Source organism: Deltaproteobacteria bacterium (assembly GCA_009930495.1).
GTDB lineage: Bacteria > Desulfobacterota > Desulfovibrionia > Desulfovibrionales > Desulfomicrobiaceae > Desulfomicrobium.
Genome location: RZYB01000094.1, coordinates 1 through 10,560 on the forward strand (window position 1 = coordinate 1; position 10,560 = coordinate 10,560).

A 10,560-nucleotide genomic window follows, 5' to 3' on the forward strand; every position below is an offset into this window, starting at 1 on the left:
CGGCGGACTGAGCGTCTTGTATTACTGTCCACTATTACCGAAAAAATAAGGGTTAGAGATTTTGTCTCTAACCCTTTAATTTTTCTGGTGGAGATGAGGAGGATCGAACTCCTGGCCTCCGCATTGCGAACGCGGCGCAAGTCATTTCACTTAATTTCCACCACTGTCAATTATTCATTATTTTCTGGCTATTTAGTGAAATACAATTTTCATTGACTTCACCCTTTTTGCGCGTATTTTTGCCTTTCAGGTGGGGGATACGGTGGGGGACGAAGAGCCCCGGAAGCCTCCGCACTAGAGGGAAAAATGGCAAAGCAAGAACGCATCAAGACGAAATACCCAGGTGTTTTTCTGGTGGAGTCGGTTTCACCAGCCACGGGCAAGCCGGATCAGATTATCTACATCCGGTACAAGGTGGACGGGAAACTGATTGAGGAAAAGGTGGGGCGGACCTCGGTCAACGCCATGAGCGCGGCCAAGGCGAACCAACTCCGGTCGGACCGTATGGCGGGCAAGGCCGATCCCAACACGGTTAGGCGCGCCAAGGAACAGGCCGCCAAGGATGCCGAGGCGGGGCGATGGACCATTGCCAAGCTCTGGAACGCATACAGCGCGGCGAAGACCTTGAGCGTCAAACGTTCCCAGACCGACCACAGCCGTTTTGAAAAGTACCTGGCCAAGCCATTTGGCAACAAGGAGCCCCACGAAATTGACGCCTTTTCCGTGCATCAGTTGACAAAGCGGCTTAAAGATTCGGGGTTCTCACCCGCTACTGTATGGGGTGTCCTAGAGCTCTTGCGCCGGATCGTGAACTTTGGAGTGAAGAACGGGGATTGTTCGCCATTGGGGTTCAAGATTGATATGCCCAAGGTGGACAACGAGAAAACCGAGTTCATGACCCCGGATCAGGCGCGGGCATACTTCCAGGCCCTTGATGAAGAGGTGGACCAGGACGCGGCGGCGTATTTCCGGATCATGCTTTTGACCGGCATCCGCAAGGGGGCGCTCTTGGCCCTGAAGTGGGAAGACGTGGATCTTGAAAAAGGTTTCCTCACCCTGCAAGGCGCGGTGGCGAAGAACGGCAAGACCCGGACCATCCCCTTGTCCCCCGGAGCGTTGACCGTGCTGAAGGGCATTGCACGAACTGATAGCCCCTATGTCTGGCCAGGGAGGGGCGGCGGCCCAAGGGAAGCCTTTCGGCATATGGCGCGGCGGCTTCGTGACAAGGCCGGACTTCCAAAGTCCTTCCGCCCATGCCACGGGTTGAGACATCACTTTGCGTCCTGGCTGGCTTCGAGTGGACAGGTTGACCTTTACACGTTGCAGAACCTCTTGACCCACGGCAGCGCGGCCATGACGGTTCGCTATGCCCATTTGGCGGACGATGCCCTGAAGCGGGCGGCGTTGGTGGCGGATAGTATCATGGAAGCGGGCCAGGGTGGGGCGGTTGCGATCAACGAATTGACCGCGAACGGTAAAGAGTAATTTTCCCTCTTCCCTGGGACGTTCCAGGGAGGAAACAAGACGGCCCCGGCGGGTGCTACGAACACCGAGCCAGGGCCTAACCACAACACACCTTCTACGGAGGTAATGTCATGGCTGAGAAGTCCCTATCCGCAGACCGTCCGAGCGGCAAGCCCGCTGACCTCGATTCCATCCGCCTTCACCTGGCACGTCATGAGCTGGCGGCCCTGCAAGCGACGTTCGCGACGTGCGCCGCCGCCATGACCTCAATTCTGGCCATGGACCGTCCGGCGGACGCCATCCCGATCCTCGACTTTCTGGCCACGCATCCTTTCCAGGAGCGCCTTGACCACGCCCAAGACCTGCTTGGCGCGGTGGCGTCCGATCCAGACGCCACGGGGGTGGAAGCATGAACGCCGCGCCCATAGCTGACCTCTACGAGATCCCCACGGCCCTGGACTGGATAGCAAGCGGCATAGAGGCGAACGAACGCGACTACGGCGCGGGCTATGCGGTCAAGGCAGTGTCGGAGCGCCTAACGGCCATCATCCACGCCATGGAGCTGGATCTTCACAACGAGCAAGGGGGTGCGGCATGAGCACTGCAAAGGTTCTGCCCTTCCCTGGCGTGGTCCATCACAAAATTTCAGGGCCTAGCCGTGGACTAGCTACCCATGGCGAAGAGCGCGAACCAAGCCCCGGCAGCGCCTGGCCCTGGATCATCTTTTCCGGGGCTGGAGGGCTCCCGATGGCACGGCCATGGACTACAGGCGAGGAAATACTTTCAACCAGGTGGGGAAATATCCCCGGTCTCTTGCTTGAGGCGGTGCGGACAGGTGGGATTAAGCCATACGACGGGAATACGCTCCAAGAGGTGCCCAGAGAAATGGACCCGTGCTTGTTTTGCGATCATCCAGGCGAAGGGGCGAACTCCTGCCAATATGCGTATAGGCCGGAATCCATCTGGCAGAACATTGAGGACCTTCAGCGCGGCAAGGTAAGATACGGGAAATTGATGTGCAGATCAGGGAAGTACCTAAAGGGCCACGAAATCGAACACCGCGTTACGCGGGCCAAGGGATACGCCTACCGGACGCAGGACGTAGAGGCATACGAGCGCGCCCACGGTCTAGGCCCGGCGGCGCAAGTGACAGCGGGTCCACCTTCACCCCTGGATCGGGAAGAGGCCGCGCCGGATCGGGAGGAGGGCGCGAAGATGCTCAGTGAACATCCTGACAATCCTTTAGACTATGGCAAGCAGTTGGTGGCCAAAGGGTATTTGCCTTCTGTGCGTATCGAGCGGCTGAATGCGGCATTTCCGGATCTATCAACCGCGCAGCTAGGGGCGTATGCAAGGGGGCTTGAGCCATGCGAAAAAGGCAAAGGCTCGAACAAAAAATGGTACCAAGACAACAAGCCAAAGTAAGCCATGGTGCCCCGGTTTTTTTTGTGCGCTTGAAAATGTAACCGAAAATGTATCCGGTTTTGTGTACGGTGTAGCCGGTTTCGTGTGTAGCTATTAGCCTGTTTTCATTTGTATTCTCATGGCCGTTCACGGGTTTCCGTGGGCGGCCATTTTCATTTTTGGAGGAACAAATGGAACAGCGAGTATTCGGACCGGAGCGCAAGATTGACCCCAAGAACCAGCCACGCGGGACGTGGAGGGAAGAACAGGCGGCGGAATATCTGGGGATGAGGGTTGGGACGCTTCGGAATTGGCGGTTCAAGTGCGTTGGGCCTCGTTACCTGAAAATCGGGCGGTCAGTGCGCTACCTGCAAGCGGATCTCGACGCCTTCCTGGAACGGTCCACCGTGACCCCGCAGGCGTAGGGGGTGGGCATGGAAATGAAAAAGCCCCGAACCGGGGCAACGATTCAGGGCGTGAAACAAAAAGGCGACGACAAAGCCCTTGTTTCATGCCGTGGGCGGGTAGTCAAGCCCAGCTTCCGCCGGTGGCGGCGGATCGGGGGGCGCTCATGATCGACTTGAACCAAGCCCGGCACTACCCGCCAGTGGACGAACGGCACCGAATCGAAAGCGCCCTGGCCTTCATTGACCCGCAGGACCGGGAAACATGGGTGGCCGTTGGCCAGGCCATCCAAAACGAGCTTGGCGAGGACGGCTTTTCCCTTTGGAACGAATGGAGCCAAGGGGCGGACAACTACAACGAGCGGGCCGCGCTGGACGTGTGGCGGAGCTTTGGCCAGGGCGGCGGGCGGACTGTGGCCACGCTGTTCAAGCTGGCCAGGGATAACGGGTGGGCCGATGACACGAAACCCGCCCCCTTGACCCAGGAAGAGGCGGAGGCCCGCAGGCGTTCCAGGGAAGAGGCAAAGCGCCTGAACGCTGAAACGAAGGCCAAGCGACACGCAGAACGGGCGCTTGTGGCGCGGGCGGTATACGAGGCGGCCAGTCCCGAGGGTGTCACGGATCACGCATACGCGGCGCGCAAGGGCGTAATCAACGCGCGGCGCGTCCGGCGTGGCCGCTACCTGGACCATGATTGCCTGATCGTGCCCCTATACGGCGAAGACGGCCAAATCCAGACCGTCCAGGCCATCGCGGGCGGGCCAGTGTTCGACGGCGATCGAGACAAGACGCTCTTGGGAGGCGCTCGCAAGTCCGGATGCTTTTTGCCGATAGGCCCCACGTTCCGGGGCGCTTCCCGAATCTGCATTGCCGAGGGTCTGGCCACGGCGGAGGCGGTTCACAACGCGACGGGCTTGCCCGTGGTCATGGCCGTAGACGCCGGGAACATGCTTCCCGTGGGCGAGATCGTCCGCAGACTGGCCGCGCCGGGGGCAGAGATCGTCTTTTGTGCCGACGATGACCAGACCCCTGGAACGGACCAGAACCCCGGCATGAAGGCCGCGCAAAAGGCGGCCCAAGCCGTGGGCGGCGTCGTGGCAAGCCCCGCCATGGGAAAGAAAGCGGACTTCTGGGACGTGTGGGCGGAGCTGGGACCGGAGGCAGTGCGGGAGCGGATCGAGGCGGCGGGCCAGGGAAGTGCAGAAAATGACAAGTTTCTTGCCGGGATTTTCAACGGCGCGGACCTGCTCAAAATGGACTTGCCGGAAATCAAGTGGGCCGTGCCGGGGCTTTTGCCCGCAGGTCTGGTCATCCTGGCAGGCGGGCCAAAGCTGGGCAAGTCATGGCTGATCTATGGCGTGGTGGCTGGTGTTGGGGCTGGTGGCCTTGTCTTGGGGCATTTCCAGTCAAACCCCGGAAAGGTGCTCTACCTCGCCTTGGAGGACAGCAAGAAGCGCTTACAGGACCGGCTTCGGTCACTGTGCCAAATAGACCCAGGGATTGAAGCTGGCCTTGCCCGCGTCGATTTTCAAGTGACATGGCCCCGCTTTGATGACGAAGGCGGCTTGGACAAGCTCGAAACCTACATCGTGCAGAACGTGCCGGTCGGCCTCAAGCTGGTGGTCATCGATACCATGGCAAAGGTGGGACCGAAGGCCAAGGCCAAAGGGCTGAACGCATACGAGAGCGACAGCCTCGCCATGGGCCGCATCAAGGCTCTAGCAGACAAGCACGGCATCTGCATTTTGCTTATCACCCACCTGAACAAGCTCCGCACAAGCAAAGACCCCTTCGAGGCCATCACGGGCAGCATGGGCCAGTTTGGCACGGCTGACACTGCCATGCTTCTGGCCCGCACCAGGGGGGCGGACACGGCCAAGCTCATGACCACAGGCCGCGACATTGAAGGCCACACATACGGGCTCCGGTGGCTGTCACCAGGGTGGACTTGCACGGGGATCGACAATTCCGAGCCAGCCCCGAGAATGACCCAGGAGCGGCAAGCAGTTCTCCAGGTATTCCAAGAGAATACTGGCCCAATGAGCCCCGCCATGGTGGCCAACGCTACGGGGAAGACCCCGAAGAACTCCAGTAAACTAATAAAAAAACTAGAAGAAGAGGGTTTTCTTTTTTCTGTTGGGTATGGGCTTTATTCTCTCGCTGGGAGTGGGGGAAGTGGTGGGAGTGGGGGAAGTGGTGGGAGTGGGGGAAGTGGTGGGAGTGGGCATATCGGGGAGGTTCTACCGGGTGGGGGTACTTCTGCCACTTCTACCACTTCTACTTGTGTTCTTAAGGGCAGCGAAAACGCCCATTCCCCTGGCACGTTCAATCCGACCGGCACGGACGGCGAAGGGTGGGAAGACATATGAGCGCGGCGGAAGTCCTTCACCAACTCGAAGCGGCTGGCGTGCGCGTGGTCATGCCCGAACCTGGACGGCTCCGCTTGATCGGCACCGACGATGCCCGCGCCAAGGTCAAGGCCCTTGTCCTGGAACACCGGCAAGAGATTGCGGAACACTTGGCCGCGTCGGCTTCATTTCTGGACCCGGTAGAGGCCGGATACCTCGACGCCTACAAGGCCATGGCGAATCGGTCAGAGTGCCGTGGATACCCGCAGGCGTGCCCACGGTGCCGATTGCTCATGGCGGATCTGGAAACCTGCTTGCTTGGGCCGGAGGCGGAGCACGTCGCCACGGCCTCCCAGGAGCCCGCAGGCGCGCCGGAAGTGCAAAGCCGGGCCAATGGTCGGAAAAACAGCCAGAGCCCCGCTGCGGGGCGCACAGAGCGAAAAACGGAGGGCCTGAAATGATCCACGCCACCATCACCAACGAAATCATCATCCGGGGCGCATCCCTGACGCAGGCCGCCGCAATCGAGCGCGCGCTGACCATCCCGAACCCGGCCTTTGACCTGGCTCTTCGGGCCGGGCGCTATACTGGCAATTTGTCTCCACGGCTGGAGTTCTTCCGCGTGACCCGTGCTGGCGACCTGATCCTTCCGCGCGGCTTCGGGGACGAGCTGGTCAGAATGTTTCCGGACATCGCCTGGACCGATCAGCGGCTTGTCCTGCCCGGAGTCAACTTCGAGTTCGGCGGACAGCTCCGGGGCTACCAGACCCAGGCCGTCAACGCCATGCTGGCCCGCTCCCGCGGCGTGCTCCAAGCCGGGACAGGCGCGGGCAAGACCGTCATGGCTATGGCCATCATCGCGGCCAGGAAACAGCCGTGCCTTGTGTTGGTCCACAACGCGGAACTCCTGAACCAATGGCGTGACCGCGCCCGGCAGTTCCTCGGCATCGATGCCGGACGGATCGGCGGCGGCAAGTTCGAGGTGAAGCCGCTGACCATCGGCATCATCAACACGGTCCGAAACCGCTTGGGTGAACTTGCCCAGCACTTCGGGCAGATCGTCGTGGACGAATGCCACAGATGCCCGTCCGCCATGTTCACCGAGGCCGTGAACGCTTTCCCGGCCAAGTACCGCCTCGGGCTTTCGGCCACGCCCTACCGCAGCGACGGACTGACCAAGGCCATTGGTTTCTTCATCGGCCCGAAGGTGCATGAGGTGGACGCGAATCACCTCCGGGAGATCGGCGCGATATTAAAGCCCGAGGTCATCACCCGACAGACCGGCTTCACCTGGTGCGGTGACCAAAGCGGTGAATATCAACGCCTACTCTCGGACTTGACCCAGGACGAAACGCGGAACGCCTTGATTGCCCAGGACGTGAAGCGGGAGCTGGCCAGGGAAGCCGGAACCGCCTTGGTTGTCTCGGATCGGGTAGGCCACCTGGAAGCCCTGGCCGCCTGTCTCCGGGCCTTGGGCGAGGATATGGTGTTGCTGACAGGGAAGACGCCAACGGCGCAGCGTGAGGCCATTGTGGAGCGTACCCGCGCGGGGAAGGTGCGGGTGCTGGGGAGCACGGTCCAACTCATTGGCGAGGGCTTTGACGCGCCGGGACTGGCCAGCTTGTTCTTGGCCACGCCGATCAAGTTTAGCGGGCGTTTGCTCCAAGTGGTCGGGCGCGTGCTCAGACCACAGGCTGGAAAGGTGCCTCGCGTTTTTGACTACATCGACCCCGTGGGCGTGCTGACCGCATCGGCCAAGGCGCGGGCGGAAACATATCGGAGGATAGCGGCATGAGGCCAAAAGCATGGAATTGACCCAGGGAAGTCCGGAGCCGTGGCGCGGCGATTGTTCCCGAATGCGGACTTGGACCTGAAGAAACACCACGGGCGAGCCGACGCCCTCTTGCTGGCGTGGTGGGCGAAGGGCCAGGTTCGGCCATGACCACGCGCTAGACCCGCCCCACATCATCGTCAAAGCCCGGAAACAACCGGGCTTTTTTTACGCCCGAAACTTGTTTCGGGTGATTCCCTGCCCTGAAAGTCGTTCACGGAGAAAGGGTGCTTCGGACCAAAACCACGGAGGTGATTTGTGGCGAGTGAATACGTTCCTCTGGCGCGCCTTGAAGAGCTGTTCGGGCCAGAGGACGCGCAAACGATTCTGGACCACCTTGGCGGTCGGGAAACCTACATCCCCAAGCGGTCCAAATTGCTGACCGACCTTGGCCCGACGCTCTTTGACGCCCTGACGAAAGAGTTCCCAGGGCTTCATGTCCTTTTCCCGAGCCCACGGAATTGCGTCAAGAGACAGATCATCGAACAGCTTGAGCAGGGCGTGTCCATTCACCAGGTGGCGAAGAATTGCAGATGCACGACGGCTTGGGTCTCGCAGATCAAGCGGCGGCTCCGTGCCGCGAAGGAGCCGAGACAATGACCCCGGCACAGGAACACTTCGCCCAACTTGTCGCCAGCGGCAAGAGTCAATCCGAAGCGTACCGGACGGCGTATCCGAAGGCCGCTGCGTGGAAGGAAGAGTCTGTCTGGTCCCAGGCAAGCCGCCTCATGCCCAAGGTTTCCACAAGGGTTGACGCCATCCGCGCCGAACTGGCCGAACGTGGCTTTTGGGCCAAGTCGCAGTCCGTCAAGGAACTGGTGGCCATGGTTCAAGACCCGGAAGTGCGGGCGGCGGACAGGATCAAGGCCATCTGTGAACTGAACCGGCTACACGGCTACTACGCACCAGAGAAGCATGAGCATTCCGGGGCGGCCCCTCTTTTGGTCAAGTTCGTAGGCGGGCTGGACGGCGCACAGTGACCACTTTTCAAGAACTCCAGCTCGACGCAGCAACCACGGCAGAGGAAATCCTGGCCGTAGCCGACATACTCGATGCCCGCAGTCACGGGCGAAACCATTTTCGGGCCGAAAGCCCAAGAGAGGCCAATCAACATGGCGATTCCTGAAACTCTGTTCCGGTCCATGTCCGAGCGCATGAAACGCGCCTTTTCCGACAACGAGACACGCTTGATTTCCGACAGCGCGGAAAACCACGCACGGTCAGACCTCCGCAAGGCCGCGCCCAAGGATCAGAGCCCATTGTCTGGCCTGTCCATGGCGGTCTTCAGCAACCCCACGCCGGGCTTTGCCCTGGAACAGGTCCTCGCGTCCGATTCCGCATTCATCCGGCAGAAGCTGGCCAAGGCGGATGAAGCCATCCTCGACGCGACCAAGCGGATTCTGATTCCTGCCTGCAACGAGATTCGTGCCATTCTGACGGACAAGGGCCTTGACGAGGTGGCGAAGTCATCGCGCGCCCTGACAGCGGCCAGGGGGCCGATTGTCCAGCTCGACACGAAGTTCGCAGCGATCTTTGACGAACAGGTGGCCGTGCTCCGCCGGGCTGAAACCATGGCGGCCCTCGCGCTGAACCCGACCACGGGCCTGGACGGGATTGAAACCCGTGGCGGCGACGTGGAGCAGGTGGCCGAGGCCCGGCGCTCCGAGATTCGGCAGCACTTCTTTTCCCTGGAACAGGCCGCGCGGCTCATGTTCGTGTCCGACGCTGAACGGGCTGGCAACCTGCTTGTCCTCGACGCCATCCGCAACGATCCCTTGAACCGGCTGACCTCTGGCGAGCGCATCGACATCGATCACCGCATCGCGGGCTTGATTGGACGCGAGGGCGTGGGCTTTTTCCTGGCCCTGCTCCATGATGCCCGCGCCCTGGTGGCGGCCCTGGGCTCCCGGTTGGACTCGGTGAAGTACGGAGACATGGTTGGTTTCCGTCGGCAGGGCGTCAACCTGACCGCTCCCCTTGGTGAGAAGTGGACCGAGGCCGCCAAGATCGTGATTGCCGATTCCGAGCGGCGGACCATCGCCGTGGAGTAGGCCCATGGAAGCAGAAGAACGCGACGGCATCCCGCCTACCAGCCAGCACGCCTATGACTGCCCATCGTGGCAGGGTGGCCCATGCACTTGCGGCGTGGCCAAACAGCCAGAGCGCAAAAAACACAGACCGCCACAACCACGGCGCCACAAGCGCAGGCTTCGCAACAAATAGCCAAGGCCCCGCCGGGAAACTGGCGGGGCTTTTTTGCGCCCACGGATCGGCGGTGAAGTTGATTGACTTGCCCGCCCTGACCTTGCGCTCTACTTCCCGCACAATGTCCCCATTGTCCCCACCCCTAACCGTTGGTGGCTCTTGGTTTTCTTGCGCTGGCACATTTGTGCCAATCATCCTTCTGGCCCTCTCTTTGATTGTTCCAGGGCTCACCTTCGCCTCGAACACCTTTTCGATTTCCGCAGCGGACGGAATGAATCCTGACAGGATTAGTACGTGATACGCTGGACCTTTCAAGTCCGTGCGGATCATGCCATACTTGGAGCGGGCAACGGATAAAGCAAGCGACGTGCCCTTGTACGACTGGCAACGAGATTTTCCGTAGAGCGGTGGCACGTTTTCAGGTGGCGCGGATCATGCTTCCCGTGCTGTTTGTGATACTGGCCAGGGTGAAGCCGCCGGGCATGGTCCTATGGGCGCGTAGTGTTGCGACAGGATGCCCATGGAGCGCATGCCGGTGACGATGGGGCTATGGACGTGGATCAGGGAGCCGAGGACCGTAGGCGGCATCGTGGCGGGCAGTGGGGGACAAAGGTGGGGGGGGCGGTCAAAGTCTGGTGCTACACCACGGAAACCGTCATGGGCTCCGCTTTTCTTGTCCGTGCGAAATTGAGGGGGGAAAAGTGGGGGAAAGGCCAAAAACTCCGTCGAGGTGGGGGATACGGTGGGGGACGGGTTCGGTCCAAAAGAAAAGGGCCTAGATTTTCGTATCTAAGCCCTTGGTTTCTTTTGGTGGAGATGAGGAGGATCGAACTCCTGGCCTCCGCATTGCGAACGCGGCGCTCTCCCAGCTGAGCTACATCCCCAGGCGTGAAAAGGCTGATAT

General features: G+C 60.7%; 11 protein-coding genes and 1 tRNA gene. 11 read left to right on the top strand and 1 reads right to left on the bottom strand.

Annotation, left to right across the window (positions count from 1 at the left end):
* The first annotated feature begins 306 nt into the window (after positions 1-306).
* The 11 genes from EOL86_08825 to EOL86_08875 all read left to right on the top strand — a co-directional run bounded on the left by EOL86_08825 (position 307) and on the right by EOL86_08875 (position 9,502).
* Entirely contained in the window at positions 307-1,485 is a 1,179-nt protein-coding gene (locus EOL86_08825; GenBank protein ID NCD25679.1) for a site-specific integrase, read from the top strand.
* Between the two features lie 110 nt (positions 1,486-1,595).
* Positions 1,596-1,877 carry a hypothetical protein gene (locus tag EOL86_08830; protein NCD25680.1) on the top strand — a complete coding sequence of 94 codons (282 nt, stop codon included), beginning with the start codon at positions 1,596-1,598 and terminating at the stop codon, positions 1,875-1,877.
* Entirely contained in the window at positions 1,874-2,062 is a 189-nt protein-coding gene (locus EOL86_08835) for a hypothetical protein (protein ID NCD25681.1), read from the top strand. The genes EOL86_08830 and EOL86_08835 overlap by 4 nt, the downstream gene beginning before the upstream one ends.
* Before the next feature lie 617 nt (positions 2,063-2,679).
* Positions 2,680-2,889: a hypothetical protein gene (locus EOL86_08840; protein ID NCD25682.1), complete on the top strand. Its 210-nt coding sequence runs from the start codon at positions 2,680-2,682 to the stop codon at positions 2,887-2,889.
* 170 nt (positions 2,890-3,059) lie between these two features.
* Entirely contained in the window at positions 3,060-3,293 is a 234-nt protein-coding gene (locus tag EOL86_08845) for a DNA-binding protein (GenBank protein ID NCD25683.1), read from the top strand.
* Positions 3,294-3,379: 86 nt separating this feature from the next.
* Positions 3,380-5,641, top strand: coding sequence for a toprim domain-containing protein (locus EOL86_08850; GenBank protein NCD25684.1), 2,262 nt, complete (start codon positions 3,380-3,382; stop codon positions 5,639-5,641).
* Entirely contained in the window at positions 5,638-6,081 is a 444-nt protein-coding gene (locus EOL86_08855; protein NCD25685.1) for a hypothetical protein, read from the top strand. The genes EOL86_08850 and EOL86_08855 overlap by 4 nt, the downstream gene beginning before the upstream one ends.
* Positions 6,081-7,415: a DEAD/DEAH box helicase gene (locus EOL86_08860; protein NCD25686.1), complete on the top strand. Its 1,335-nt coding sequence runs from the start codon at positions 6,081-6,083 to the stop codon at positions 7,413-7,415. The genes EOL86_08855 and EOL86_08860 overlap by 1 nt, the downstream gene beginning before the upstream one ends.
* A gap of 294 nt (positions 7,416-7,709) precedes the next feature.
* Positions 7,710-8,051, top strand: a complete 342-nt coding sequence (locus tag EOL86_08865) for a helix-turn-helix domain-containing protein (protein ID NCD25687.1) — start codon at positions 7,710-7,712, stop codon at positions 8,049-8,051.
* Positions 8,048-8,431, top strand: coding sequence for a hypothetical protein (locus EOL86_08870; protein ID NCD25688.1), 384 nt, complete (start codon positions 8,048-8,050; stop codon positions 8,429-8,431). The genes EOL86_08865 and EOL86_08870 overlap by 4 nt, the downstream gene beginning before the upstream one ends.
* Before the next feature lie 132 nt (positions 8,432-8,563).
* Positions 8,564-9,502 carry a hypothetical protein gene (locus EOL86_08875; GenBank protein ID NCD25689.1) on the top strand — a complete coding sequence of 313 codons (939 nt, stop codon included), beginning with the start codon at positions 8,564-8,566 and terminating at the stop codon, positions 9,500-9,502.
* Positions 9,503-10,464: 962 nt separating this feature from the next.
* Here the strand turns inward: EOL86_08875 and EOL86_08880 are convergent.
* A tRNA-Ala gene (locus tag EOL86_08880) sits at positions 10,465-10,540 on the bottom strand.
* Positions 10,541-10,560: the final 20 nt, after the last annotated feature.